The sequence below is a fragment of the Paraburkholderia sp. SG-MS1 genome, from assembly GCF_012275575.1.
Lineage (GTDB): Bacteria > Pseudomonadota > Gammaproteobacteria > Burkholderiales > Burkholderiaceae > Paraburkholderia.
The window spans coordinates 150,568-176,828 of the sequence record NZ_NPIH01000286.1 but is presented as its reverse complement, the minus strand read 5'-3'; the positions used below and the strand labels follow the sequence as shown (position 1 = coordinate 176,828).

Sequence of the window (26,261 nt, the reverse complement as noted above, 5' to 3'; positions counted from 1 at the left end):
TTAGTCCCAATGATTTTCTATTGTTTCAAGCAGTCGATTCCATTCCAACTCTTCATAGCCGGAAACATCCACATGCAGGATGCTAGCTCGGGCAAGAAGCTGGGGATAGCGCTGCCTGAAGCCCTGCTCCTCGTCGACCATGTCGGCCGTCGTAATCAGGAGAGTACGACCTGACCCGTTCGCGAAATGACTGTTCCAATAACTCGTCTCAGTGAGGAAATCACGTAGCTCGGACGTATGATTAGCGGATTTGTCGGGCCGTATAGCCTTGCACGATGTAAAGGAAAGCAGGTCCCCGCGTCGCGCAATCACATCGATTTCATTTTTGCCGTCGATACCATTGACGGACCAGACTATTTCCTGACCAAAATAGATTTCATCCACTCCGGCTGCTTCATGCGCCAGAAAGCTGTATTCCTCCAGCCACCCGCCTGCAAGATACACCCTGCATTCGTCATCACACGCAAGTAACCATGTGTGGGGAGCCGGATTCTTTACCCACCCTAGTCTTTCCAGATGACGAGCAACCTCGATTGCCGGATGAGTATCGACCAACACAGGATGATGGTCTGGATGGAAAAGATGCGCTGTCAGCGCATCGTAGAGCTTGCAATTCCGAGCAATGTATCGGGTTAGTTGAATTCGCGAATGCGCGCCAGCTTTGTCCCCGGTTTTATGTCCTTTCCTGGCATTTCTCGCCAACAGCAAATCATTGATTGTCGCCATCTGAATTCATGTCTCTCGGCTCGGATAAATTGTTATGTCGCCTGCACGCGCTCGAAAATGGGCAACCCGTTTGAGCGCGCGCTGTTGCTTGCTCCGCAGACGCATATTGCTTTGCGTCCTGTGCAGCGCTCCAAGGCGACTTGTCTGCATGACCGCAAGCCTCTAACGCAGCGATCGCCGTGCGGACTACGGTCAAAAATTGACCTCAGTCGTGAGCGCTCCTGGACCCGGTCGCGGGCGACTGCCTTGCGCAAGATAATCCGTCAGCACCCGCCGCTTGCGAGCAGAGCCCCTCGTTGACTGCATGAGCGGGGTCTCGACTGAATTATCGGCAACCTATCGAAAAGCTTGAGGCGTGAAAGTCAAAAAATTGGGGGATAAAGACGCCCGCTTTATGTCGCAAGCGGGACGCTCGTCTTGAAGACAGCGCGCGCATAACGAATGCTCGCAATGGCCGATGAGTCGCCGGTCAAGCTGGGGATAGACGACCGTTTTACGGCAGGAGCGGCCCCTCGAGTCTGCACGCCAATGCGCAGACGGATCATCCGCTCCCTCAACCTGATTGTCCGAACATAACGCGCGCGGTAGCCCCTCGCGCGACGCGGCCTGCGTGCGTTACCCCTGCACGCAGGTAAACGAAGCGGCGCTGTTCACGTCGCCCGCGCCGTTGTAGCTAGGCCAGGCCGGATACTGGCACAGCGGTCGCGTGCGTCCTGGTACGCCAGCGGTATCGGTGACCACCTCATGCACCGGCTGCTTGCCGTGCTCGACCCAGTTCTCAAGCGTCGTGAGCGAGTCCCACGACGCGTTGAACGCGGTGCCGACGCCGTGCTGCAGCCCCGGAATCTCGTAGAAGCGCATGAACGACTCGACGGCGCCAAAGCCCATGGTCAACAGCAAGCGCTGATAGTAGATCTCGGTTGCCCGCGTGCTGACGGTGAGGTCCACAGTGCCGTGCGCCATTAACACCTTGCCGCCGCGTCGCATGAAGAACGTCAGGTTTGCGTCGGTCGCGTCGAGTCCAGACAGCATGCTGATCCGCCCAGACCATCGGCCGGCAAGCGCCGGATTGAACATCAGCGAGTTGGCGTTCGGGTTGCCCATTACGGTGTAGCGGACGAATTCGTCGCTGATCTGTCCGTCGAACATCGTAGTGAACTGTAGCGGGTACGACGGCTGCGTCGTGCCCAACGCGAGCAACGTGACTGTATCCTCGAGCGGAGAACTGCTGCCCATTCCGAGATCCGCGCCATACACGTTAAAGCCCGGGTACTGCGTTTCGCCGCTTTCGAGCGGATATTCAAACACGAGGGGCGTGTTCATAGTGTTTAGCGCCGCGATCTGCTGGTCCGACAGACAAGTGTCGTTGCGCGCCACACCGCCGGGGCAGCGCAGTCGTTTGCCGTCGACGTAAGCCGTCGCCGGATTGAACGTCGCATTGCACGCCTGCACGTTGCTGACCAGCCCGTCGACGGCGCCGTCGAGCCCATCGCACGCCTGCATCACCGCTTTCAGGAGCAACGCGCGCTGCGCCGTGTCGAGATACGCGCCCGGCGCCGCGAAGCCTTCCGTCACGCGTAACTGCTGCAGGCTCAACGTTGTGAAGTCATACGCGGGGTAAAACGCGATCACACCATCCCAGTCCTGCGGCCAGCGCTGCGCGACGGTCAGCGCCTCGCGCCCTCCAGTTGAACCACCCGCGAAATACGCCTTGTACGGATGCGTGCCGTAACGCTTGTCGATGATCACGAGCGCCGCGTCATGCGTCTTCTTCAGCGCTTCACCCATGAAGTTGTCATACGCCTCGGCGTTGACGGAGAACGCGCCGTCTATCGAGCCCCTCGTCGCCTCGTGCCCGGAATCACTCGCGAACACCGCGTAGCCCCGCGACAGCGGTCCCGGCACATTAGTCGGCGCGCTCGGCACGTTATCGGTCACGGCAGGAATCGAGCCGTTGAAACCGCCGCCGCCGAGCATCAGGATCTTGCCGTTCCATTGGTCCGGCAACGCGATGTTGAACAGGATGTCTGGGGCGGACCGATCGATCGGATGAATCGCGCCGGCCACGAGACAGTACGACCCGGTCGCCGTCGGCCCGCTACCGCTCGCTGCCACCTGTGTGGTCGATGTGACGAGAGCGCCCGTTGTCGGTAGGTCGATCTCGCGGGCCCGGATGGTCAACCCGTTCAGTTGCGGACAGCTTGCTTTCGACGGCGGCGGCGGCTTGTGCCGTCCGCATGCCGCGTCGCGACATGAACTGCCCACCGACTCCGCATGCGCGCCGCCGCTCCACATGGCGCACAGTACCAGCACAGAGAACACACCCTGCCACGACAGCACGCGTCCATGCGCGCGCCACAGCCCGCTGCTCGAGTTCATCGCTTTGTCTCCTTCCAATGAGGCCTGGAGACGGCGCTGGACATCGCGGCATTGGCCCGTATGCCGCAACGCACACATGACCCTTATCTCGCCCGGGTCAACCGCGCGGCCACCGCGTGCGCGACGATCAACAGCGTGTTGCGCGCGATACCCGCCCGACACCGCATACCTGAACCTGCTGTCAATTCAGTAGAAGACTTTCAACGGCTCGCCGACGCAATGCTCGAAGGTCGCCGCATTGGCGCTCGCATTGCCGTATGACCAATGCCAATTCGCTCCGCTATTGCAGGCGAAACGGCAACGGCCCACCCGGCACGCTGGTCGTAACGCTCGCGAAGGAGATGGTTCGATACATCATAGTCGCTGACGCGCGCCGTAGAGGCCGAATCACGCTCAAGTGCACGCCTGACGTGCGCGCAGCGTTTTGTATTTTTCAGCGTCCGAAGCAGACGCTCGTTTGTCAAGCAACTTGCGTTGGTCGGTCGAAAGGCAGCGCGAACGGTCCGGACGGGCCCGCAGATTCTTTGACGTGGATGTGACAGCGGGATTGCCGGTCTCACACCCGCCTCATCGAAGCGCAGCATAGTTTTTCTTTCGCGGCCGGCAAGATCTTCTCATTTGTCGGTGGAGACGGCCGCGACGATAGTGTCTCTACCGGCAACGCAACGCCGATTGAAGTTACCGATACGTCACACATATCAAAGGGAATCTGTCATGAAGCTCAAGAACAAAATCGCACTGGTCACCGGCGGAACCTCGGGCATCGGCCTGGAAGCGGCCAAACTTTTCCAGCGCGAAGGCGCCACGGTCGTCGTGACGGGGACGCACGGAGAACGGCTGGCCCATACCGCCAGCATTCTCGGTGAAGGCGCTGTCACCCTGTCAGTCGATTTGCGCGACCCGGCCCAGATTGACAAGGCTATCGCCGATGTCGTCGAAACGTTTGGACGCATCGACGTGATCTTTGCGAATGCGGGTGCGGGAACGGCGGCGCCGCTCGAAGCAGTCACGGCTGAACAGATCAGCGAGCAGTTTGCGCTCAACTTCAACGGTGTGTTCTTCACGATTCAAAAGGCCGCTGCGCATCTGTCGCAAGGATCATCGATTGTCATTACGACGTCCTTTCTCAATGAAGTGGGTACGCCCGGCATGTCCATTCTGTCCGCGACGAAGGCGGCGACCCGTTCACTCGTACGTTCAATCGGCGCAGAACTTGCCCCGCGCGGCATCCGCGTCAACGCCGTAAGTCCTGGTCCGATTGCGACGCCGTTTCATGAGAAACTCGGCCTGTCGGAGAAGGATCTGGCGGCTGCCGGCTCTGCGATTCAAGCCGCTGTTCCTCTGAAGCGTTTCGGTCAGGCTCATGAAGTCGCGACTGCCGCGCTATTTCTGGCGAGTGATGACTCCGCGTTCGTGACGGGTTCGGAGCTCGTTGTCGATGGTGGACTGACGCAGATTTGATCAGCCGTGGCGCGCTGCAAGACGATCGTCCTGCAGCGCAACGACCTTGATGAACCTCCTTGGTGTGGCTATGGAAAACAAACTCTCGTGGGATGGCAATTGTCTGCTTCCGACGTACCGCTTGCTGGAAGGCCGCACGCCGATACAGCGACTAGTCCGGCTGAGTGAAAAATTGAAGGTCAACCTCTTCGTCAAGCGGGACGACCTGACCGGATTGGGAATGGGAGGCAACAAGCTGCGAAAGCTCGAGTTCCTGGTCGGCGAAGCCCTGAGCCGGAATGCTGACACGATCATTACAGTCGGCGCACGGCAGTCGAATCATGCGCGGCTGACGGCCGCCGCCGCCGCGAAAGCGGGCTTGCGATGCGAACTCATTCTGAATCGGGCAGTGAACCGCACGGACGGTGACTACATCGACAATGGCAATACCTTGCTCAACGATCTGCTCGGTGTGGTCGTGCATGATCTGCCGGGATCGGCCGACGTTCAACTGTTCGCGAACAATCGTGCAGAAGAACTGCGCGCCGATGGCCATATCGTGTACGTTTGCCCACTCGGCGGATCGAGCCCGGTCGGGTGCCTCGGCTACGCAAAATGCGCTTGGGAGATTCACGCTCAGGAGGAAGACCTCGGCATCGTGTTTGACGAGATCGTCGTGCCGAACGGCAGTGGCGGTATGCACGCAGGGCTCGTTGCAGGCGAAGTTTTGCTCGGAGGCGCCCCATCGAGGATTCGCGCCCACGCGGTGCTCAGCAACGCGGATCGCTCACGCAACATTACACTGGAAAAAACGAATCTGACTTTGCGTCTGATGAGACCCGAGTGTGAAATAGTCGCGGACGACCTGAATCTTTCCGACGATTCTTTAGGCTCTGGCTATGGAATCCCGACGCAGGCCATGGTCTCGGCAGTGAGAATGCTCGCTTCAACCGAAGGGCTTTTCATCGATCCGGTGTACGGCGGCAAGGCGTTTGCAGGATTGCTCGCCGACGTCGGGTCCGGGCGCTATCAGCGTGACCAGAACGTGCTGTTCATCATGACGGGCGGACTGCCCGGGCTATTTGCGTATCGGGATGCTTTCCGCGCGGGCGCCGGTCCCGTCTAATGGATGGGCATAGTCGAGCGTCGCGTTCGATCGTGACCGGAGTCACGCCGAACGCTACCTCGGGCGTTCTGGCAAATGTCGCGGTACAGTTCTGTTTTCGACTTTCCCCGCGTACCAGAAGCGATGCGAGCGCCGAACAACCTTAACGCCCTGCGCGCCTTCGAAGCGGTCGCCAGACATTTGAGTTACACGGCCGCCGCTGCGGAGTTGAACGTGACGCCTGCGGCAATCGGACAACTCATTCGCGGCCTCGAAAGCTATCTGGGCATCGAGCTTTTTCACCGTTCCAGTTCGGGACCATCACGGCTATCGCTCACGGATGCCGCGCGTGTCGCGCTTCCCGATCTGCAAGGCGGCTTCGATTTACTCTCAAACGCAGTGGAGAGACTGAAAGCGAGTAAATCCCGCATTGTTTTCACGGTGACGGTTCCACCCGCGTTTGCGGAAAAGTGGCTTCTGTGGCGTGTCGATCGGTTTCAGCGCCGGCATCCCTATTACGATCTGCGGATCGAGACCGGCGGCCAGCTTGTCGATTTCACCTCCGCGCGCATCGATGTCGGCATCAGATACGGCGCGGGCACGTGGCCGGACCTCATGTCCACCTTTTTGCTGCGTGACGAATTTTTCCCGGTCTGTAGTCCGTCGCTCGTGGAAGGTCCAAATGCCCTGAAGCAGCCGTCCGATCTGAAGAATCACCGTTTGATTCATGACACGTCGATGAGCGGTTTTGGTGTCTTTCCCACATGGCGCTCGTGGCTGCTGCACGCGGGCTATCGTGACTCGGTCGAAACGGATCGCGGCCTGCAATTGAACGATTCCGCGATGGTCATTCAGACGGCAATATCTGGCAATGGCGTCGCGCTCGGAAGGACGACGCTGGTCGAGCGCGACCTCGCGGAGGGACGCCTTGCTAAACCGTTCGAACACGTTCAGAGCTGCGATTTGGCGTACTACCTTGTTCACAGAAAAGAGAGCGAGCAGCATGCGCCGGTACAGGCATTCAAAGAATGGCTGCTGGAAGAAGTGGGCCGCGGTACCAACACTATCGCAAGGTGATGGGATCAGAGTACGTCGACTCATCAACGCGTGCAGACCATTTCGGCGGACATACGCTTTTGCATCATGGATGCCATACGGCGACCGGTTCCTGTTCGAAAGCCGGCTTTGCGTGAGGGCACGCTGCTAAAGCCGACTCCGATTGCGGCGCCGACTTAACCCGCTCGCGAACGGTCGAAGTGCATCCCGCGAGCCCGTGTTGCACGGGCTCGCCGGTATTCGCCGCCTGCCTTCCACGCGTCCAGCACGGGTGGCGCGCCCTAGAAAAAGTGGTTCATACCGAACGAGACGCCTGTCTGTTTGTCATGCCCGGACGGGTTCAGTGTTGCATTGGTCACGTAGCCACCGGTGAAATGCGTGTAGTCGATATCGGCGTAAAGCTCGGTGCTTTTCGACAGCACATAGTTGATGCCCAGAATGGCGACACCCTTTCTTCCATCGACGCCGGCCGTCGTGTTCTTGTCGTCGTAATAAGCGCCCGTGACGTTGAAGACCGACGTTGCGTGATAGCGGAAGCCCCCCCACAGATATTGATTGCGCGTTTCGCCGTGCACAGTGGAGGGAACCGCTTGTGTTGCGAGCGAATAGCCGCCCATCAGATCAACGGGACCGAGCGTCACGGCACCACCCGCGGTGTATTGATTGTTTGCAAAATACGCGCTTGATGTGGCCGAAAACGGATTCGAGCGATGCGTGTAGCCTGCGCCGAACCTGAACAGCCTGGTGTGGTAGTTCACACCGCCCGCGAGCATGGTACCGCTGGCGAGGCTGCCTGCTACGCCGCCCGGTGCGTAGACCGCGCGCGCCGTCCATGGGCCGAAGTCGCCGTGATAGTGGATAGCGTTGTCGTCGCGGCCGTTGGTGCCGCCCGAAATTGCTGCCGCTTCGGTGATGCCCAGATAGTGCAGGTCGAATGGCTCGAAGTCCTTGATCAGCCGGTGCTGCAGCGTGAACTGATGGCCTATGTTGACCTGACCGAACGGGCCGCCTACCCCGACCGTCGACGTACGCTGAAACAACTGGTTGGTCGTGCTGCTGTTGGCGCCGGTCGAGAGGATGTAGCCCGCTTCCAGATTGAAGCGGACATAGTATCCACCGCCCAGGTCCTCGATGCCGAGAAAACCCCAGCGATTCGATTTGTAGACGCCGTTCGATGCCATCGTCAGCGCCGCACCACCTGCCTTCGTGCCGTTCACGACATTGCGCAGGCCGCCGTCCAGCGAGCCATACAACGTCACGCTGCTTTGCGCGTGAGCGGCGCCGCCTGAAAGCCCCAACAAGGTCATTGCGGCCAGCGAGCGCCTCAGACCGATCCTGCGCGCACCGCTACGTGCTCCTCCAATTTCAAACATATCTCCTCCATTGACATCGTTAAATTCGTGGGGCGAGGGATGTGCGGTGCGCTGCACTTCCCCGGACCGTCAACCGTGGATTGCACGAAGGCCGAGTTCGAACTGCGTGCGACGAGTTGCCATTGCGCGCGCCCGCGGCGCGCTCGTGGCGTTGAATCAGCGGATCGCGCGCGTCGTCGGCACTGGTGTTCGGTCAGAACTGCGTGCGCAGACCGCCGCCGATCGTGGTGCCGCTCGACATCCTGCTCGCGCGATCGGACAGTACTGCCGCATAGACGTCGGTGCGCTTCGACAGCGGATAGTCATACGAGAGCGCCCAGCTGTTGCGATAAACCGAGCTATGGCCGCGGCTCTTTGAATACGCGTCCGAGCCAAGAATCCTGCCGACGCCCACTGGAATCGAGAAGCCGATCTGGCCGGTATCGATGCCGACGTCGCCATTCGAGATCGAATCCCAGATGTGCTGGTACTGGCCGTACAATTTCACGTAGTTCAGGTCGTACGACACCCCGAGGTTCGCCACCGACTGCGTCTTCAGTCCCGGTAGCACGGTGCCGAGGTCGCCGGCGTTCAGACTGTATTTGATCTGCTGGTACACAACGGACGTCGCGAAACCGCCGTTGTTGTATGAGACCTGGCCAGTCCACTTGTTCTGGCCGAGGTGGCCCGGATCGTTGCCGAACGAGTACATGGCGCGGCCGACGATGCCGTCGAACGACGGCGACGCGTAATACACGGCGTTCCACCACTCGCCCGCATTGCCGAATACGCCTTGGCCATTCACGCCGACGTAGCTGTGCAGCACGATCGGCGAGAACACGAATGAGTTCCAAAAGGGGTTGAATGTAATTGTCGAGAACCACAAGAGCGGCGGAATCAGGCCGGCCGTCGCCGTACCGTACCGACCGCTCACCCCAACGTACGCGTTACGCGAGAACAGACCGTCGTGCGGAAAACCAGTGCGGCCCATCGAGCCGTTCTGGATGTTGAAATAGCCTTCGAGGTCAAAAATGACCTTCGTGCCGCCGCCGATATCCTCCGACCCGCGTAGTCCAAAGTACGGTGCCGTCATGCCGCCGTTGCCCGCGATCACGCTCGACTGACCGTTCATCGGCTTCTTGTAGCCGACGAACGCATCGAGAAGCCCGTAGAGCTGCACGCTCGATTGCGCATGCGCTCCCTCAGCGAACAGAGTTGCGCCAAGCACCAGCGCTTTCATCCCCATCTTTATTTTCATCTATGTCTCCCGCCTTCCAAACTCTGGCTTCAAGACTGCGAAGCGGGGCGCCTTCACACACGTTGGCATGTGCCAGATTGCGCGCCTAACGCCAGCAATGTTTATTGATATGTAGTACCAACTATTAAATATATATTGCAGAGCTTCCCTCGATGCCTGCACACGATCTTCAGAAATTACAGTGCGTCGAAAAATCCGAACGCCCCCGCCTGACTATGCTTCACGACTTGCCTAAGCCCGGTTCTGCGCGCGGGAAGGCGCGGCCGACGGCGGGCTCGGCTGCTGCTTCGAGCAAAGCAGGGAGTGCAGGACGACGAGCGTGAGACCGCCGGAAATCACCGGCTGCTGAAACACGAGCTGGAGCATCAGCGGCATCGCATGGAGGACTTCGGGTGAGATGAAAAGACCGCCGAGGCCAATAAGAAACGCGAGCCCCGACGCGATCAGCCGCCGGTCGTTCCACTCGACGTGCGAGAGAATGTGTACGCCGTGCATGAAGACGATACCGAACAGCAGCGTCGCGGCGGCCGAGATCACCGGAATCGGCACGACGACGAGCAGCATGTCGAACTTCACGCAGCCGCCGAGTACGATCAGGAGGATGCCCGCAGCAAGCGTCACGAAGCGCGACCCGACGCGCGTCGCGCGCAGAATGCCGATGTTGTCCGGATATGCGATCGTGCTGAAGCCACCCCACACTGCCGCGACGACCGAGCCGAGCGCGACGCCGAACAGCCCTTCGGACATGCGGCCCGGACTCAGCGTCTGTTTGCCCCAATCGGCGACTGTCTGATAGAGGGCCATCGAACCCATGCCCGCCGGAATCAGCACGAGCAGGAACACCGCAACGAGATCCATGCGCACACCGAAGCCGAACGGAAAGATGCGCGGCTCGACGACAAGCGGCGCGGCGACCACCGCCGCGAACGAAACCGGCTCGAACAGCGTGTAGGCCAGCGTGCCGAGCGCGAGGCCGAGCAGGATCGCAACGCGCCGCAGGCGGCGGCCGCCCCACAGCATCGCGAAAACGATACCGGCCACTGAAACCGCGCCGGAAAGCAGGTTCACGACCGGAAAGCCGGGGCTTTTAGGGCTGCCAATCCAGGTCGGCAGCGCGACGCTGGCGATCTGCACCACGATCAGCATGACGATCATCCCGGAGATGACAGGCAGGCGCAAATGCCGCGCGAACATGCCCGCCACGCTGCGTCCGCGGATCGGCACCGTAAGGAGGCACCAGATCAGCGAGGCGACGAAGAACGACCCGAATGCCGTACCGAGGCCGCCCGACTGCAAATGACCGACAGTCAGGAGCGCCCCGAAGCTGCCTGCATAGGGACCCTGCGCGATCGGCAGGCGCAGCAGCAGCACCGATTGCAGAATCGTGATAATCCCGCACGCCATAAAGGTCATCCCGTACAGGTACGCGATCTCGGGATCGGACAAATGAAAGGCACGGCCGAGAAGTCCCGGGAACACAAACATGCCCGTCATTCCAAAAACGTTCTGCAGCGCAAGGACCGCCAGTTGCGAGAGTGGCAGCCGCTCGTTGATTCCGACATCGAAGACGCGCGCGGACCGATTCTCTGCGGTGGCCTCCGGGATTGAAGCGCCGGATTTCGGCGTGTCTGTGCTCAAGGTGTGTTCCATTAGACCAAAAACGAAATCCTCGCTAGCGACGCGGCGGGCTGCCGTGGCGCTCCCTTTCCCTTCAAGCGTCATCGCAGGAAGGAAACATGTGTATCGCCGGCGCGGACGCATCGCCCGCCGACCTGTCTTCAGTCATCCTTAATTGTCGAGCGGAACGCCCTTTGTTTCGGGACCGAACCAGATCGACACCATGCCAACGATGAAGAGCAGCGATACCGCCGCCGATGCCGCTGGAAACGAACCAAACTTCGCGACCACCGCATTGCCGGCGATCGGACCGATACTCGTCAGCGCGCGGGCCATGTTCCAGCAGAAGCCCTGCCCTGTCGCACGCACACGGGTCGGAAAAAGCTCAGGCAAATAAGCGGCAAACGTGCCGAACGCGCCAATGACGAAGTAACCGTAGACCGGCATGAGCCACAGCACTCGACTGATGTCATGCACCGTCGTGAACAGCACGAGCGACACCACGAGCGACCCTGCCGAAAAGATGAAGTACGACATCCGGCGGCCGAGCGCATCGAGCATCCAGATCAGCGTGAGGTAACCGAGCGTCGCGCCGATCATCATGAGAATGAACGCGTAGCTGACCGTTCCGCTGATGTCGCGCTGATCGGCGGCTACAACCGACAGCTGATGAATCCAGCTCGGCAGGAACGTGAGACCGCCCCAGCAGCCCAGCATCGCGGCCGACGACACGATCACGCCGATGATCGTCTTGCGGCGTAGTCCGGGCGCGAAGATGGCGGTGAAAGTTTGCATTGCCGATTCGGCGATGACGCTGTCGCGCACTTGCACCCAGCGTCGGGGCTCAGGCACGAAGCGGCGCACGAGTATCGTGACGAGCGCGGGCGCCGCGCCCACGCCGAGTACGACGCGCCAGCCGAAGCGGCCGAGCAGCAGGTTGTCGAGCGCCGCCGCGAGAAAGCCAAACGCGAACGCCATCTGCATGATCTGCATGGCGCGGGCGCGTTGCCGGCCGGGCCACGATTCGGCCACGAGCGCGGCCCCTGCCGCCCATTCGCCGCCGATGCCGAAACCGGCCAGCGCCTGTGCGATGGCAAGCTGGGGCCACGTCCTCGAAAATGCGCTCAGCAGGGTGAAGGCCGCGTAGATGACGATGGTCCAGCCCATGACGCGCGAGCGGCCAAAGCGGTCCGCGGCCACGCCGAACAGCACCCCGCCGATGCCCCACGTGAGCAGCTTGCCCGAAATGATATAGCTGCCGATCTTGCTGATTTCGGTAGCGTCCGTGCTGTGCAACAGCTGGCCGACGCTCGGCACGAGTACGAGCGTGAAGAGATTCAGGTCCATCGAGTCGAACATCCAGCCGAGGAACGCCGAAATCAGCGCCAGCCACTGATAGCGCGACAACCCGAGTCCCTGCGGCTCGGCCGAAGCCGCCGACGCCGCCTTGGCGCCTTGGGTTATACCCATCGTTCCTGTCTCCTGATTTTCTGCCGCAAAGGCGAGCGACTTGCCCGACACGGATCGTATGCCCGATTCATCATTCGGCGCAGTATAGCGTAATGCAATTAGATTGCAATACGGATTATTGTATTACTGTCTAACAATTCTCTAGGCAGTGCATGGGCGCCATAGCATGGCGTCCTAAGGGGAGACAAGAAGGAACGGGCGATTCACACCGCCCGCATGGGGCGGGGAGCCGGGGCCGAAAGGCCCGCTGGGAAAGCGATGAAGACGCGAATGAGCAGGAAAACTGCGTGGCGTTGCAAGCCGCTGGTCGGACAGGACTGGCGCGGGCTGGAAGGGGACACGCCGCGCGGCGAAAAAATTTCAGTTCCTGCCTGACGCTTCGGGCACGAAGGAAAGCGGCAGACGCGCGGCGTGTGTCGTTGACCTAGTTGGCCGCCACGGCGAGCACTTCGACAGCAAGCCGTTCAGCTTGTTCGACATGGCGCTTGCACGCCGCCGCGGCTGCGTCGGCGTCGTTGCGCATGACCGCGTCGACGATCGTAGCAATTTCGTCATAGCTTTGCGGGAGGCGCCCTTCCTGCGACAGCGTCGTCGCGCGCAGCATCATGACTCGCGTATGGACGAGACGTAGCATCTCCGTGAGTACCGGGTTGCCGGCGCCCTCGAGTATCACGTCATAGAACCGTGCCTTCTGTTTCAGGAAGAGCATGGTGACCTCCTCACCGCGCATGTCCCGTATCGACGCGAGTTCGTTCAACGCCTGCTTCAGCGCGACACGCTGATTGTCCGTCGCCCGCTCGGTGAACTGCCTGCCCGCGAGCGCCTCGAGGACCCCACGCACTTCATAGAGGCCTCTTGCCTCCTCTCCTGTCATCACTGAGACGATCGGGCCTTTATGCGGAATGATCTGCACAAGCCCCTCGGCCACCAGTTGGCTCAGTGCCTCACGAACGAGCGTACGGCTCACGCCAAGCATTTCGCACAACTCGCGCTCGATCAACCGGTCGCCCGGCTTGAAGGTCAAGTCGCTAATGCATGCGCGCAAACCGTCGATCACTTGCTGACGCAGCGTTGCCACCGGCCGCACTACCAGTCTGTTGGTGTTCATTCCATCCCTTTGTCATATCAATTAATGGGAGCTAGACCGAATCCCGTAATACAATCATATTGACATTCGTCAACTAAGCTCCGATACTGCCTACCATTATACAATCCTACAACCGTTGGATAAACCAGAGGATACTCATGGAAGACATCACGCTATCGGAGCGCCGCGCCATCGGCGCAAAGATCCGCAAGGAAGTGCTGGGTGGCAGCCACACGCAGAGCAACGCCAACCCCCATCTGTTCGACACTGTGTTCCTCGAATACACGGAAGACGTTTGCTGGGGCAACGTCTGGAACCGCGCGGGCCTTCCGCGCGCGACGCGCAGCATGCTGAATCTCGCGATGCTGGCATCGCTCGGCCGCTGGCACGAGTTCGAAGTGCATACGCGTGGCGCGCTAAACAATGGTGTGACGGAAGAAGAAATTGCCGAGGTGGTGCTGCAGGCCGGCGTGTATGCAGGCATTCCGGTCGCAGCCGAAGGGCTGCGTCGCGCGAAGGCTGTCGTGCTCGACCAGAAGGCAAAAATCACTGCTGCCTGAAGGCGGCGTGCGCGTCGTGCAGGCGCCGCGCAGTTCGTCATCCCATCCCAGGCGCGCATGCCTGGTGGTCCAGTGGGTAGCAGGCGTTTCGCGCTGTGGGTGGCCGACCCGGTAGCCGATGGTGCGAAGCATCTGTCGCCCCCCGCGCATTACCCGTATAGCTCATGTCCCATTCAACTTTCTGTGAAATCCCGGCTGGCCGCATTGCCTACTCCCGTCGCGGGACGGGCCGGCCGCTGGTTCTGCTTCACCCGATCGGCGTCGACCGAAGCTGGTGGGACGAATACGTCGAGCACTGGGCCGGGTCGTATGACGTCGTCGTGATCGATCTCCGTGGCCACGGTGACTCCAGCGGTGTCCTCGCTCCCATCACGCTCGCCGATCATGCGGCCGACGTCGCCGCGGTGTTGCGTCAGGAACGCCTGACGGGTGCCGCCCTGATTGGCGTATCGATGGGCGGCATGATTGCGCAGCGCGTGGCGATCCAGTTCCCCGAGCTCGCTCGTGCGCTGATTCTCTGCGCAACGGCCGGCGGATTCCCTGACGAAGTGCGCCCACGCATTCTCGCGCGTGGCGACATGAGCCGGCGCGGTTCGATGTCCGAAGTGATCGACGACACCATCACGCGCTGGTTCGCCGCAGACACGCCACGTCCCGACCTTCTCCAGAAGTGTCGCACGCGGCTCGCAGCGGACGACTGGTACAGCTGGAGCGCAAACTGGCAGGCGATCTCGCAACTCGACAATCTCGACGAACTGGCGGCCGTGTCGGCACCGGCGCTCGTCGTCGCGGGCGATGCCGACGCGAGCATTGCGCCGGCGGTATCGCAGAAGATCGCCCAGGCGCTGCCGAACAGCCGTTTCGTCGTGATTCCAGGCGCGGCGCACTTTGGAGCGTTCGACATGCGTGAAGACTTCGCGACTGTATTCGACGATTTTCTGTCGACCCTCGCGCCATGAAATGAAACCCGGGCCGCCCGCGCGTGGGGACAGTGTCACGCGCCGCGCGGCTCAGTAGCGATCAGATAAACGGAGCGGCGCCCGCACGGGCCGACCGCCCCAAGGAGGCAGTATGGCAATCACAATCCGTTCGTCTTTCACCGTCGATGCACCGCCCTCGGATGTCTGGAAGACCATGATCGACATCGAACGGTCCGCACCGTGTTTTCCGGGCGCGGAACTCAAGGAACAGCAGCCCGACGGCAGCTACAAGGGCGGCTTCACCGTCAAGCTCGGCCCGCTCACGCTGAAGTTCGCGGGCAAATTCAAGATTGCTGAACAGAACGACGCCGAGCGCACCGTCGTCGTGTCCGCAAGCGGCACCGACACAAAAGGCCGTGGCGGCGCCGATGCGCAGATCAACGCGGTGGTCACCGACGCGGGCGGCGGCAAGACCAGGGTCGACGTGGTCTCGGACGTCAACCTCTCGGGCACGGTCGCGCAGTATGGACGCGGTGCCGGGATGATCGAGGCGCTCTCGCAGCAAATGCTGAACCAGTTCGCAAAAAACCTGGCTGCACTCATGGAGGCGGACGCGGCACACGCCGCCCAAGCCGCTCAGGCCGCCGAGCCGAACCCCGCTAGTGAGCAGGGCGCGACGAACACGGCCGCTGAACCGGATGCGCCGAGGCAGGCCACCGAAACGCGCCGCCCGCCGCCCGCGCCGGCGCCGGTCGCGCCTCTCGACGCCGGCGCACTCGTGCGCAAGGCGATGTGGCAGTCGATCCGGAATTTCTTCGCGCGGCTCTTCGGGGTCAAGCAGCATCATTGACGAAGTCACCGCCGCACTATCGGAGCACGCATGAAACCCAGTGAATTCCAGTATCACGCGCCGACCACCGTCGATGAAGCCGCGCAGTTGCTCGGCACGCTCGAGGATGCGCGCGTGCTCGCCGGCGGCCAGTCGCTGATGCCGATGATGAACTTCCGGTATCTGATGACGAGTCACCTGATCGACCTGAACGGCGTCGAGGCGCTGACCCGCATCGAGGAGCGCAACGGCCGCCTTCATATCGGCGCCATGGCGCGGCAGCGCGACATCGAACTGTCGCCGCTCGTCACGAAACGTGCGCCGCTGATCCGCGAGGCGTACCAGCTCGTGAGCCACAAGCAGATCCGCAACCGCGGCACGCTTGGCGGCAGCCTGTGCCAGCTGGATCCGTCGTCGGAGCAGCCGTGCTTCACCGCCGCGCTCGACGGTGTACTGACGATCGCTCGCTACGAAGACGGCGCAGTCGCGACCCGCGAGCTGCCGATGTCCGAGTGGGCGCTGATGTACATGACACCCGCGCTCGAAGAAGGCGACCTGCTCGCCGGTATCTCGCTCGACATCTGGCCCGAAGGCCATGGCTACGCATTCGAAGAGTTCGCGCGGCGCCATGGCGATTACGCCATCGTCGGCGTCGCGGCGCTCTGTACCGCTGATGCGCAAGGGCGCCTCGAGCGCGTTTCGCTGACGGTCTGCGGCGTCGCTGCCGGCCCCGTGCGGATGCACGACGTCGAGACCGCCCTGCGCGGCCATCCGATGGACGACAGCGCGTTGCGCATCGCGAGCGACGCCGCGCGCGCGCTCGACGTGATGACCGACGCGCACGTGAGTACCGACTACCGCCAGCATCTCGCTGGCGTCCTGACCGAAAGAGCGCTGAAGACAGCGTTCTCGCGCGTCGCAAGACAATCGTAGAGTGACAAAGGAGATAGACATGGAGACTCGAACCGTCAGAGTCGTCGTCAACGGCACCGCTTATGAGCGCGAGGTCGAATCGCGGCGCATGCTCGGTGACTTCCTGCGTCACGACCTCGATCTCACCGGCACGCACTACGGTTGCGAACACGGCGTGTGCGGCGCCTGCACCGTGCTGATCGAAGGCCGCACCGCGCGCGCCTGCCTGACGCTCGCCGCCCAGGTGAACGGCCGCTCGCTGACCACCGTCGAAGGGCTTGCTCACGCGGATGGCACGCTCAACGAATTGCAAAAGGCCTTTACCGAAACGCACGCGCTGCAATGCGGGTTCTGTACGCCCGGCATGCTGATGACGCTGACCGAACTGTTGAACGAAACGGATTCGCCGAGCGAAGCCGAGATCCGCGAAGCGATCACGGGCAACCTGTGCCGCTGCACCGGCTACCAGCCGATCGTCGCCGCTGCCCTGCTCGCCGCGCAGCGCATCCGCGACCAGCGTGCCGCCGCGCCGGCGCTCCAAGCCACGGAGTAACACGATGGACATTTCCGACCTGAAGGGCGCCCCCACTGATCAGCGCTACATCGGCAGGCGCGTCATGCGCACCGAAGACAAGAAGCTGCTGCAGGGCCAAGGCTCCTACGTGGACGACGTCCACCTTCCCAACATGCTGCAGGCCGCGGTGCTGCGCAGCCCGCACGCGCACGCGAAGATCGTCTCGATCGACTGCACGGCCGCCCGCGAACTGAAGGGCGTGCACGCCGTCTACACGCACGCGGACCTGAGCGGCCGTGCGCGCGGCCGCGCGCCGTCGATGCTGCCCAACCCGGCGATCCGCTTCGAGCGCACCCAGGAACTGCTCGCCTCGACGGAAGTCACGTTCGCGGGCGAAGCCGTGGCGTTCGTCGTCGCGGACAACCGCTATATCGCGGAAGACGCCTGCGGTCTGATCGAGATCGAGTACGACACGCTGGCCGCCGTCGCCGACTGTCGCGATGGACTGCGTCCGGACTCGCCGCTCTGCCACACCGACGCGAAAGACAACGTCGTCGCACATATCGAAATGGGGTTCGGCGACATCGACGCAGCCTTCAACGACGCGCCGCACGTCGTCGAGGAGACGTATTGGCAGAACCGCGGTTCCGCGCATCCGATGGAAACGCGCGGGTACATCGCCGAATACCATTCCACCAACGGCGAGTTGACTGTCTGGTCGTCGGGTCAGGCGCCGCACCACGAGAAAAAGAACCTCGTCGAGCTGCTCGAGTGGGATGCCGAGAAACTGCGCGTGCTGATGAACGACGTCGGCGGCGGCTTCGGTCCGAAGCTGCCGTTCTATCCGGAAGAGGCGCTCGTCGCGATCGCGGCGGTCGCGCTCAAGCGTCCCGTCAAATGGATCGAGGACCGGCGCGAGCACTTCCTTGCCGTCACGCAGGAGCGCGACCAGTGGTGGACCGTGCGCATGGCGCTCGATACCAGCGGCAAGATTCGCGGCGTCAAGCTGGAGATGGTGCACGACAACGGCGCGTTCCTGCCGTGGGGCATCATCACGCCGTACATCTCGATCACGACGACACCCGGCCCGTATGTCATCCCCGCGATGGGCGCCAGGCTCGACGTCGTCTACACGAACAAATGCGCGACCTCGCCGGTGCGCGGCGCGGGCCGTCCTCAGGCGGTATTCGCAATGGAGCGGATTCTCGACAAGGCCGCCCGCGCACTCGGCATGGACCGCGCGGAGTTGCGCTGGCGCAATCTGATCCAGCCGGAGCAGATGCCGTATGACGCGGGCTTCATCTACCGCGACGGCAGCCCGCTGCGCTACGACAGCGGCGACTATCCGGCCTGCCAGAAAGCGGCGCTCGAACGCGCGAACTACGCGAGCTTCGCCGCACGCAAGGCTGACGCGCGCCGCCAGGGCCGCTTCGTCGGCATCGGCATGGCGAGCTTCGTCGAAGGCACCGGCATGGGCCCGTTCGAGGGCGCGACGGTGCGCGTGCAGGCAACCGGCCGCGTCACCGTGATCACCGGCGCATCGCCGCAAGGCCAGGGCCACAAGACGACCTTTGCGCAGATCTGCGCCGAGGAACTGAACGTACCTCTCGAAACGATCGACGTCGTCACCGGCGACACGGGCGGCATCTCGATGGGCGTCGGCACGTTCGCAAGCCGCGCGACGGTCAATGCCGGCAATTCGGTCTACATCGCCGCTCAGGCCGTGCGCGACAAGATGTTCACGCTTGCCGCCCACTTGTGGAAATGCGAAATCGACGACCTCGTACTTGCCGAAGGCCACGTGGCGCGCCGCTCGGGCATCGAGCAACGCATGAGTTACGGCCAGCTCGCGAAAATCTCGCAGGGTATGCCGGGCTTCACCATGCCGGCGGGCCTCACCGCCGGCCTCGAAGAGACGAAGTATTTCTCACCCGCGCAGTCGACATACTGCAACGGTACGGCCGTCGTCGAGCTCGAAGTCGATCGCGAGACCGGCCACATCACGATCCTCAACTACGTGATGGCGCACGACTCGGGCAAGCTCATCAACCCGCTGCTGGTCGACGGCCAGGTGATCGGCTCGGTCGCGCACGGCATCGGCAACGCGACGCTCGAATGGATGCAGTACGACGAGAACGCCCAGCCGACCACGACCAACTTCGGCGAGTACCTGCTGCCGATGGCAACCGACGTGCCGAACATCGACATCGTGCACCTCGAAACGCCCTCGCCGCTGAATCCGCTCGGCGTCAAGGGCGCGGGCGAAGGCGGCACGATTCCAGCCGCGGCGGCGATCGTCGCGGCGATCGAGGACGCGCTTTCGGAATACGGCGTCGAATTCACGGAAGCGCCGCTCGTCCCGCAGCGTGTTTTCCAGAAGCTCAAGGAGGCCGGCGCCTACGCGCGCTGACCTGCGCGGGTGCTCGCTCAGCGCGGGCGCTCATCCCCTGTTTTCATTGTTTGGACCTTTTCTCCATGACGACCGAATTCACCGCAGCGCTCCACGAATCCGAATACCGGATCACCCTTGACCAACCCGAGCTCGGCAACATGCTCACGCTCGACGCGATGCGCGCGCTCGCCGCCGAGATCCGTAAGGCCGGCCGCGACAGCGGCGTGAAAATCATCCGCCTGCGCGCGTCCGGTCCCGCGTTCTGCCGCGGCCGCGCGGTCGGCGCGCCGTCGGCAACGCCGCCGACGTCCGCGCAGTTCCGTCGCAACGTGGCCGATCCGATTCTCGACGTCTACCGCGCGATGCACGAGAGCGAGGTGCCGCTTCTCGCCGAAGTGCAAGGCGATGCGGAAGGGTTTGGCTGTGCGCTCGTCACCGCGTGCGACATGGCCATCGCCTCCGACCGCGCGCGCTTCAGCCTGCCCGAACTGCAGAAAAACCTGCCGCCGACGCTCGTGCTCTCCGTGCTGCGCCACAAAGTGCCACCGAAGGCGTCCGCGCACATGGTCTACCTGACCGAAACCATCGATGCCGCGAATGCGCGCGAGTGGGGCATCGTCGCCGAAGTCGTGCCGGGCGCGAGCCTGAGCGAGCGGGCGGACGCGATGGTTGCCTCGATCTGCTCGCGCGACCGGATCGCCATCGCGACGCTGAAGACGTACTTCCGCGAGATCACGATTCCCGACTTCTCGCTCGCGAGCGAAGTGGCGGGCGCGTCGCTCGCCAACGCAATGACGTCGATGCGCCGCTGACAACCCGCCGAAGTGCCGCCGCGCCTTGCGCGTGCGGCGCGTACGAAACGGATCGGACACGCAATACCCTGCCCGCGTCGGGCAATACTTCAAGCAATAGAGGCGCAGCGCAACGCGGCGCTTCATGGGACTTCCAGTCATGGCTGATCAAGACACCACTTCCACGTCATCCGCGCACGCTGGGTACGCGGACCTGCACGAACACATCGCGCGCCTCGAAGCCGCGGGCCTGCTGTACCGGATCGACGAGCCGGTGAACAAGGACACCGAGATGCATCCGCTCGTGCGCTGGCAGTTCCGCGGCGGCATTCCGGAAGCCGATCGCAAGGCCTTCCTCTTTACGAATATCGTCGATAGCAAGGGCCGCAAGTACGACATTCCGGTCATCGTCGGCGGCATCGCCGCGAATCCGGAGATCTACCGGATCGGCATGAACGTGCCGTCGCTCGACGACATCGGCGACGCGTGGAACCGCGCGATCGATCATCCGGTGCCCCCGGTCGTCGTTGAAAGCGGCCCCGTGCATGACATCGTGATCGAAGGCCGCGACCTCGAAGGTCCGGGCAACGGCCTCGAATCGCTGCCGCTGCCGATCTCGACGCCGGGTTTCGATGCCGCGCCGTACATGACGATGACCGGTGTGATCTCGCGCGATCCGGAAACCGGCGTGCAGAACATGGGCACCTATCGCGGCCACCTGAAATCGGCCACGCGGCTCGGCATGATGATGCTCGTGAACCTGCGCGCGGGCGGTCTCGACCATTGGCGCAAGTATGCAGCGAAGGGCGAGAAGATGCCGGTCGCCATCGTGCTCGGCGCGCCGCCCCTCGTCGCATTCCAGGGCCCGCAGAAATTGCGCCCGAACGTCGATGAACTGAGCGTCGCCGGCGGCCTCGCCGGTGCGCCGATCCGCGTCGTCAAGGGCCGCACCGTCGATCTGCTGGTGCCGGCCGAGGCGGAAGTCGTCGTCGAAGGTTACGTCGATCCGCAGTATCTCGAACCGGAAGGTCCGTTCGGCGAAAGCCACGGTTACGTCGCGCTCGAAGACTACAACCTTTCCATCGAGGTTACGGCAATCACGCGCCGCAAGGACGCCGTGCTGACATCGATCATCTCGCAGGTCACGCCGTCCGAATCGAGCGTCATCAAACGTCTCGCCTACGAGCCCATGTTCCTGCGCCACTTGCGCGACCATCTCGGCATTCGCGGCATCCGCAAGGTGTCGCTGCACGAGCCGCTCACGAATTTGCGGCGCTTCGTATTCCTGCAGTTCGAGCGCGGCGCGAAACGCACCGAGGTTTGGCGCGCGCTGTACGGCGCGATGTCGCTGCAGGCCGCGATCGGCAAGTTCGTGATCGCAATCGATGACGACATCGATCCGGACAACGCGGACGCCGTGTTCTGGGCGATGGGCTATCGCTGCAATCCGGTCGAGGATGTGAAGCTGATTCCGTACCGCGAGCCGGGCCACGGTCCGCGCTCGGATCACGCTACCGGCCTCGATTCGGCCATGCTGATCGACGCGACGATGAAAACGCCCATGCCGCCACTCGCGTTGCCAAAGAAGGAATACATGGAGAACGCGAAGGTGCTGTGGGAACGTCTCGGGCTGCCGAAGCTGAAGCCGGAGTCGCCGTGGTACGGCTACTCGCTCGGCGACTGGACCGAGGAATGGGACCGCAACGCCGAGCAGGCGACGCGCGGCGAATGGATGCAGCGCGACGCGTCCTATCAGGCGCGCCGCCGCAGCGGCGTCGAGCCGAATTCGCCGGTACGCGGCGTCGAGGGCGATCGTGACGACGAATAACAGTACTCCTGAGCGGATCATCGTCGGCATCACCGGCGCATCCGGCGTGATCTACGGGATTCGCGCGCTCGAGCTTCTCGCCGAGGCGGGCGTCGAGACGCATCTCGTGATCAGCAAGGCCGCCGAGTTGACGATGACCTACGAAACGGACATCCGCGCGGCCGATCTGCGCGCGCGTGCGTCGCATTGGTATTCGCCCGGAGACATCGGCGCGGCCATTTCCTCGGGCTCGTTCAAGACGAAGGGCATGCTGATCGTGCCGTGCTCGGTGCGCTCGATGAGCGAGATCGCCACCGGCATTACGAGCTCGCTGATCAGCCGTGCCGCCGACGTCGTGTTGAAGGAGCGCCGGCGTCTCGTGCTCGGTGTGCGCGAGACGCCGTTACACGGAGGACACCTGCGCACGCTCGTGCAGCTCTCGGACATGGGCGCGGTCATCGCGCCGATCGTCCCGGCGTTCTACTCGAAACCGCAAACGATCGACGACATCGTCAATCACACGATCGGCCGCATGCTCGATCTGTTCGACATCGATACCGGTGTGGTCAAGCGCTGGAAAGAGCCGCAATAAGCCGGTCATGCGGCAGTAACGCAGGCGCCCCCCGCTTTCATCAACATCACAGGACCGCCGCGCCGCGCGCGTCGGCGGCCCGCCCTTTGCGACGATCATGACTGAATCCAATCCGCTTTCCCGGCTCGCCGACCCGAGCCTGTTGCACACGCTCGCCTACGTCGACGGCGCATGGTGTAGTGCCGACGATGCCCGCACATTCGCCGTCAATGATCCCGCCACCGGCGAGAAGATCGCCGACGTGCCATTGATGACCGGCGTCGAAACACGCCGCGCGATCGAAGCCGGCGAACGCGCGCAGCGCGGCTGGCGCGCACTCACCGCGGCGCAGCGCGCGGCGGTCCTCAAGCGCTGGCACGCGCTGATGATCGCAAACACCGACGACCTCGCGATCATCATGTCGGCCGAGCAAGGCAAGCCGCTCGCCGAAGCGAAGGGCGAGATCGGTTATGCGGCGTCGTTCATCGAATGGTTCGCCGAGCAGGCCAAGCGGATCGACGGCGACGTGCTTGCCTCGCCAGCCGGCGACAAGCGGATGCTGGTGACGAAGGAGCCGATCGGTGTCTGCGCGGCGATCACACCGTGGAACTTCCCGGCTGCGATGATCACCCGCAAGGTCGCGCCCGCGCTCGCCGCCGCCTGCGCGATGATCGTGAAGCCAGCCGAGGCCACGCCGCTCTCGGCGCTCGCGCTGGCCGAACTCGCGCATCGTGCGGGCGTGCCGGCCGGGGTGTTCAGCGTGGTCGTCGGCGATCCGCGCGCGATCGGCGCGGAGATGACCGCCAACCCGATCGTGCGCAAGCTCTCGTTCACGGGCTCGACGCCGGTGGGCCGACTGTTGATGAGCCAGTGCGCGCCGACGGTCAAGAAGCTTTCGCTCGAACTGGGCGGCAACGCGCCGTTCATCGTGTTCGACGACGCCGATCTCGATGCGGCAGTCGAAGGCGCGCTCGCATCGAAATATCGGAACGCCGGCCAAACCTGCGTCTGCACGAACCGCTTCTACGTGCAGGACGGCGTGTACGACGCGTTCACCCGAAAACTCGCCGCGGCGGTCAGCCGCATCAAGGTCGGCAACGGTTTCGAGACCGGCGTCATGCAAGGCCCGCTCATCAATGAGGCTGCCGTCGAGAAGGTCGAAGCGCACATTGCCGACGCGGTGTCGCACGGCGCACGCGTGCTCGCCGGCGGCAAGCGTCATGCAGCCGGCACACTCTTCTTCGAGCCGACCGTGGTCGAGGGCGTGACCGCATCGATGCGCTTCGCGACCGAAGAGACCTTCGGCCCGGTCGCCCCGGTCTTCCGCGTTCACGGCGAGCACGAGGCGATCGAAGCGGCGAACGCCACCGAATTCGGTCTTGCCGCCTACTTCTACAGCCGCGACATCGGCAGGATCTGGCGCGTGTCGGAGGCGCTCGAATATGGAATGGTCGGCATCAACACCGGCTTGATCTCGAACGAAGTCGCGCCGTTCGGCGGCGTCAAGCAATCCGGCTTGGGCCGCGAAGGCTCGAAGTACGGCATCGAGGAATATCTCGAGATCAAGTATTTGTGCATGGGCGGTCTCTGAGCGATGCGGCTTCGGCTGCCAGTTGGCAGCCGGACTCATCACGCCAAAACCGACGCCCAGCAACCGTTCGACAGCAGTCCACACGCCACGCGCAGTGGGTAAAGCCGCGTTGACAGTCACAACGCCGGCATGCAATCATACAATCATGCAAATTCACCCGCCCACTGGGATTCATATCAAGGAGACAGAATGTCGTCATCGCTTCACGATCTTTCTCAAGCGGCCGCTACCGGCGGCGCCCCCCGCGATCTGCAGGAACATATCGCCAGGCTGGAGGCCAAGGGGCTGCTGACCCGTATCGAGCGGCCGATCAATAAGGATACGGAGCTCCACCCGCTCGCGCGCTGGCAGTTCCAGGGCGGGCTGCACGAAGATCAGCGCCGCGCCTTCCTGTTCACCAACGTAGTCGACGGCGACGGCCAGACTTATGACATCCCGGTGCTGATCGGCGGGCTTGCCGCCTCGCCGGAGATCTACGCAACCGGGCTGGGCCTGCCGGTCGAGCAGATCGGCAGGGCGTGGACGGAAGCGATCGCCGAGCCGGTTCCACCGGTGATGGTGTCGCACGCGCGCTGCCAGGAGGTCGTGATCAGCGGCGATGCGCTGAAGGAAAAAGGTTTGTCGCGCCTGCCGGTGCCGGTTTCCACGCCCGGCTTCGACGCGGCGCCTTATCTGACCGCGACGCTCTGCGTGACCAAAGATCCCGAGAGCGGCGTGCAGAACATGGGCACCTACCGCGCCGCGCTGAAGTCGGAGAACCGGCTCGGTGTGCGTATGGCGAGCCGCCTGTCCGGAGCCGGTGGTTATCTCCATTGGGAGAAATATCGGGCGAGGGGCCAGCAGATGCCGTGTGCCATCGTGCTAGGCTGCGCGCCCGCCGTGCTGTTCACCGGGCCGCAGAAGCTCCAGATCGATCAGGACGAGATGGCCGTTGCCGGCGGCCTGATGCGCGCGCCGGTCGAGGTGGTGCGCTGCAAAACCATCGATCTCGTCGTTCCCGCCGATGCCGAAATCGTGATCGAAGGCCTGATCGACACCGACGCGCTGGAGCCCGAAGGTCCGTTTGGCGAAAGCCACGGTCACATCGCGCTCGAAGACTACAACATGTCCATGCACGTCACCGCGATCACGATGAAGAAGAAGCCCGTCTTCGTCTCGATCATCAGTCAGGTCACGCCCAGCGAAAGCTCCGTGCTGAAGAAGGTGGCCTACGAGCCTCTGTACCTCGAGCATCTGCGCAAGGCGATGGGTGTGCGCGGCATCGAGCGGGTGGTGATGCACGAGCCGCTGACCAATCTGCGCAAGGTGATCTTCCTGCAGTTTGCGCGCGGCACGCCGCAGGCCGAGGTCTGGCGCGGTCTGCAAGGGGCCGCGACGCTCCAGGCGCAGTGCGGCAAGCTGGTCATCGCGGTCTCCGAGGACATCAACCCGGAAAATGCCGATGCGATCTTCTGGTCGTTGGCCTATCGGGCCGACTTCACCCATGACCTGCACGTGACGCCCTATCGCGCCAGCGGCCACGGCCCCAAGTCCGGTCGCGCGCCGCTCGAAAGTACGCTGCTGATCGACGCGACGCTGAAGCACGCCATGCCGCCGCTGGCCCTGCCGAAGGAGCAGTACATGAGCGCGGCACGCAAGATCTGGGAAGAACTCGAACTCCCTGCCCTCACGCCGCAGCCGCCATGGCACGGCTATCACCTGGGCGACTGGGACAAGCGCTGGGATGAGTATGCAGAAGCGGCGACCTCCGGCGGCTGGCGCGAGACGGGCGAGCGCACCTGGGCCAACCGGCGTGGCGGCGTGAAGCCGGAAACACCGGTGCGCGAAGCCTCGGGTGGTCACAGCGAGTGAGTCTCAACGCGCCCGCTGAACGTCAACAACCCC

Annotated in this window: 21 protein-coding genes; 14 read left to right on the top strand and 7 right to left on the bottom strand. The window is 62.9% G+C overall.

What is annotated here, in order from left to right; all coding sequences use genetic code 11:
* Positions 1-726 (bottom strand): hypothetical protein, encoded by a 726-nt coding sequence (locus tag CIC12_RS31670; protein ID WP_168670330.1) that lies wholly within the window; start codon positions 724-726, stop codon positions 1-3.
* Positions 727-1,341: 615 nt separating this feature from the next.
* Positions 1,342-3,105 (bottom strand): tannase/feruloyl esterase family alpha/beta hydrolase, encoded by a 1,764-nt coding sequence (locus CIC12_RS31665; protein WP_168670328.1) that lies wholly within the window; start codon positions 3,103-3,105, stop codon positions 1,342-1,344.
* Between the two features lie 714 nt (positions 3,106-3,819).
* Here CIC12_RS31665 and CIC12_RS31660 point away from each other — a divergent pair.
* The 3 genes from CIC12_RS31660 (at position 3,820) to gcvA (ending at position 6,727) form a co-directional block, all read left to right on the top strand.
* The gene (locus CIC12_RS31660; protein WP_168670326.1) at positions 3,820-4,566 is read left to right on the top strand and encodes an SDR family oxidoreductase; all 747 of its coding nucleotides are present in this window, start codon (positions 3,820-3,822) and stop codon (positions 4,564-4,566) included.
* 49 nt (positions 4,567-4,615) lie between these two features.
* The gene (locus CIC12_RS31655) at positions 4,616-5,671 is read left to right on the top strand and encodes a D-cysteine desulfhydrase family protein (protein WP_238812986.1); all 1,056 of its coding nucleotides are present in this window, start codon (positions 4,616-4,618) and stop codon (positions 5,669-5,671) included.
* Positions 5,672-5,794: 123 nt separating this feature from the next.
* The gene (gene gcvA, locus CIC12_RS31650; protein WP_168670324.1) at positions 5,795-6,727 is read left to right on the top strand and encodes a transcriptional regulator GcvA; all 933 of its coding nucleotides are present in this window, start codon (positions 5,795-5,797) and stop codon (positions 6,725-6,727) included.
* Positions 6,728-6,987: 260 nt separating this feature from the next.
* Here the strand turns inward: gcvA and CIC12_RS31645 are convergent, their stop codons facing one another.
* The 5 genes from CIC12_RS31645 to CIC12_RS31625 form a co-directional block, all read right to left on the bottom strand.
* Positions 6,988-8,079 carry a porin gene (locus CIC12_RS31645; RefSeq protein WP_168670322.1) on the bottom strand — a complete coding sequence of 364 codons (1,092 nt, stop codon included), beginning with the start codon at positions 8,077-8,079 and terminating at the stop codon, positions 6,988-6,990.
* 193 nt (positions 8,080-8,272) lie between these two features.
* Positions 8,273-9,316 carry a porin gene (locus CIC12_RS31640; RefSeq protein ID WP_168670320.1) on the bottom strand — a complete coding sequence of 348 codons (1,044 nt, stop codon included), beginning with the start codon at positions 9,314-9,316 and terminating at the stop codon, positions 8,273-8,275.
* 231 nt (positions 9,317-9,547) lie between these two features.
* Complete coding sequence (locus tag CIC12_RS31635) at positions 9,548-10,966, bottom strand: uracil-xanthine permease family protein (RefSeq protein WP_168670318.1); 1,419 nt, start codon at positions 10,964-10,966, stop codon at positions 9,548-9,550.
* Positions 10,967-11,104: 138 nt separating this feature from the next.
* Complete coding sequence (locus CIC12_RS31630) at positions 11,105-12,403, bottom strand: MFS transporter (protein ID WP_168670316.1); 1,299 nt, start codon at positions 12,401-12,403, stop codon at positions 11,105-11,107.
* A gap of 424 nt (positions 12,404-12,827) precedes the next feature.
* A complete protein-coding gene (locus CIC12_RS31625) occupies positions 12,828-13,511 on the bottom strand; it encodes a GntR family transcriptional regulator (RefSeq protein ID WP_168670314.1) in 684 nt (227 codons plus the stop codon).
* A 137-nt stretch (positions 13,512-13,648) separates the two neighbouring features.
* Between CIC12_RS31625 and CIC12_RS31620 the strand changes: the two genes are divergently transcribed.
* From CIC12_RS31620 to CIC12_RS31570, 11 genes are all read left to right on the top strand, one after another.
* Entirely contained in the window at positions 13,649-14,050 is a 402-nt protein-coding gene (locus CIC12_RS31620; RefSeq protein WP_168670312.1) for a carboxymuconolactone decarboxylase family protein, read from the top strand.
* A gap of 164 nt (positions 14,051-14,214) precedes the next feature.
* Positions 14,215-15,009, top strand: a complete 795-nt coding sequence (locus CIC12_RS31615; RefSeq protein ID WP_168670310.1) for an alpha/beta fold hydrolase — start codon at positions 14,215-14,217, stop codon at positions 15,007-15,009.
* A 112-nt stretch (positions 15,010-15,121) separates the two neighbouring features.
* Complete coding sequence (locus tag CIC12_RS31610; protein ID WP_168670308.1) at positions 15,122-15,820, top strand: SRPBCC family protein; 699 nt, start codon at positions 15,122-15,124, stop codon at positions 15,818-15,820.
* Positions 15,821-15,850: 30 nt separating this feature from the next.
* Positions 15,851-16,732 carry an FAD binding domain-containing protein gene (locus CIC12_RS31605; RefSeq protein ID WP_168670307.1) on the top strand — a complete coding sequence of 294 codons (882 nt, stop codon included), beginning with the start codon at positions 15,851-15,853 and terminating at the stop codon, positions 16,730-16,732.
* A gap of 19 nt (positions 16,733-16,751) precedes the next feature.
* Positions 16,752-17,264, top strand: a complete 513-nt coding sequence (locus tag CIC12_RS31600) for a (2Fe-2S)-binding protein (protein WP_168670305.1) — start codon at positions 16,752-16,754, stop codon at positions 17,262-17,264.
* Between the two features lie 4 nt (positions 17,265-17,268).
* The gene (locus CIC12_RS31595; protein ID WP_168670303.1) at positions 17,269-19,635 is read left to right on the top strand and encodes a xanthine dehydrogenase family protein molybdopterin-binding subunit; all 2,367 of its coding nucleotides are present in this window, start codon (positions 17,269-17,271) and stop codon (positions 19,633-19,635) included.
* A gap of 65 nt (positions 19,636-19,700) precedes the next feature.
* Entirely contained in the window at positions 19,701-20,429 is a 729-nt protein-coding gene (locus CIC12_RS31590) for an enoyl-CoA hydratase/isomerase family protein (RefSeq protein WP_168670301.1), read from the top strand.
* A gap of 139 nt (positions 20,430-20,568) precedes the next feature.
* Complete coding sequence (locus CIC12_RS31585; RefSeq protein WP_168670299.1) at positions 20,569-22,236, top strand: UbiD family decarboxylase; 1,668 nt, start codon at positions 20,569-20,571, stop codon at positions 22,234-22,236.
* Complete coding sequence (locus tag CIC12_RS31580; RefSeq protein ID WP_168670297.1) at positions 22,223-22,807, top strand: UbiX family flavin prenyltransferase; 585 nt, start codon at positions 22,223-22,225, stop codon at positions 22,805-22,807. Before CIC12_RS31585 ends, CIC12_RS31580 begins: the two co-directional genes overlap by 14 nt.
* 97 nt (positions 22,808-22,904) lie before the next feature.
* Entirely contained in the window at positions 22,905-24,377 is a 1,473-nt protein-coding gene (locus CIC12_RS31575; protein ID WP_168670295.1) for an NAD-dependent succinate-semialdehyde dehydrogenase, read from the top strand.
* Between the two features lie 189 nt (positions 24,378-24,566).
* Positions 24,567-26,228 carry a UbiD family decarboxylase gene (locus CIC12_RS31570; RefSeq protein ID WP_168670293.1) on the top strand — a complete coding sequence of 554 codons (1,662 nt, stop codon included), beginning with the start codon at positions 24,567-24,569 and terminating at the stop codon, positions 26,226-26,228.
* The last annotated feature ends 33 nt before the right edge of the window (positions 26,229-26,261 follow it).

What these genes read in the sequence shown, in the direction of transcription:
- CIC12_RS31670 (WP_168670330.1), bottom strand. Translation starts at nt 726, where the DNA reads ATGGCGACAATCAATGATTTGCTGTTGGCGAGAAATGCCAGGAAAGGA.
- CIC12_RS31665 (WP_168670328.1), bottom strand. Translation starts at nt 3,105, where the DNA reads ATGAACTCGAGCAGCGGGCTGTGGCGCGCGCATGGACGCGTGCTGTCG.
- CIC12_RS31660 (WP_168670326.1), top strand. Translation starts at nt 3,820, where the DNA reads ATGAAGCTCAAGAACAAAATCGCACTGGTCACCGGCGGAACCTCGGGC.
- CIC12_RS31655 (WP_238812986.1), top strand. Translation starts at nt 4,616, where the DNA reads ATGAACCTCCTTGGTGTGGCTATGGAAAACAAACTCTCGTGGGATGGC.
- gcvA (WP_168670324.1), top strand. Translation starts at nt 5,795, where the DNA reads ATGCGAGCGCCGAACAACCTTAACGCCCTGCGCGCCTTCGAAGCGGTC.
- CIC12_RS31645 (WP_168670322.1), bottom strand. Translation starts at nt 8,079, where the DNA reads ATGTTTGAAATTGGAGGAGCACGTAGCGGTGCGCGCAGGATCGGTCTG.
- CIC12_RS31640 (WP_168670320.1), bottom strand. Translation starts at nt 9,316, where the DNA reads ATGAAAATAAAGATGGGGATGAAAGCGCTGGTGCTTGGCGCAACTCTG.
- CIC12_RS31635 (WP_168670318.1), bottom strand. Translation starts at nt 10,966, where the DNA reads ATGGAACACACCTTGAGCACAGACACGCCGAAATCCGGCGCTTCAATC.
- CIC12_RS31630 (WP_168670316.1), bottom strand. Translation starts at nt 12,403, where the DNA reads ATGGGTATAACCCAAGGCGCCAAGGCGGCGTCGGCGGCTTCGGCCGAG.
- CIC12_RS31625 (WP_168670314.1), bottom strand. Translation starts at nt 13,511, where the DNA reads ATGAACACCAACAGACTGGTAGTGCGGCCGGTGGCAACGCTGCGTCAG.
- CIC12_RS31620 (WP_168670312.1), top strand. Translation starts at nt 13,649, where the DNA reads ATGGAAGACATCACGCTATCGGAGCGCCGCGCCATCGGCGCAAAGATC.
- CIC12_RS31615 (WP_168670310.1), top strand. Translation starts at nt 14,215, where the DNA reads ATGTCCCATTCAACTTTCTGTGAAATCCCGGCTGGCCGCATTGCCTAC.
- CIC12_RS31610 (WP_168670308.1), top strand. Translation starts at nt 15,122, where the DNA reads ATGGCAATCACAATCCGTTCGTCTTTCACCGTCGATGCACCGCCCTCG.
- CIC12_RS31605 (WP_168670307.1), top strand. Translation starts at nt 15,851, where the DNA reads ATGAAACCCAGTGAATTCCAGTATCACGCGCCGACCACCGTCGATGAA.
- CIC12_RS31600 (WP_168670305.1), top strand. Translation starts at nt 16,752, where the DNA reads ATGGAGACTCGAACCGTCAGAGTCGTCGTCAACGGCACCGCTTATGAG.
- CIC12_RS31595 (WP_168670303.1), top strand. Translation starts at nt 17,269, where the DNA reads ATGGACATTTCCGACCTGAAGGGCGCCCCCACTGATCAGCGCTACATC.
- CIC12_RS31590 (WP_168670301.1), top strand. Translation starts at nt 19,701, where the DNA reads ATGACGACCGAATTCACCGCAGCGCTCCACGAATCCGAATACCGGATC.
- CIC12_RS31585 (WP_168670299.1), top strand. Translation starts at nt 20,569, where the DNA reads ATGGCTGATCAAGACACCACTTCCACGTCATCCGCGCACGCTGGGTAC.
- CIC12_RS31575 (WP_168670295.1), top strand. Translation starts at nt 22,905, where the DNA reads ATGACTGAATCCAATCCGCTTTCCCGGCTCGCCGACCCGAGCCTGTTG.
- CIC12_RS31570 (WP_168670293.1), top strand. Translation starts at nt 24,567, where the DNA reads ATGTCGTCATCGCTTCACGATCTTTCTCAAGCGGCCGCTACCGGCGGC.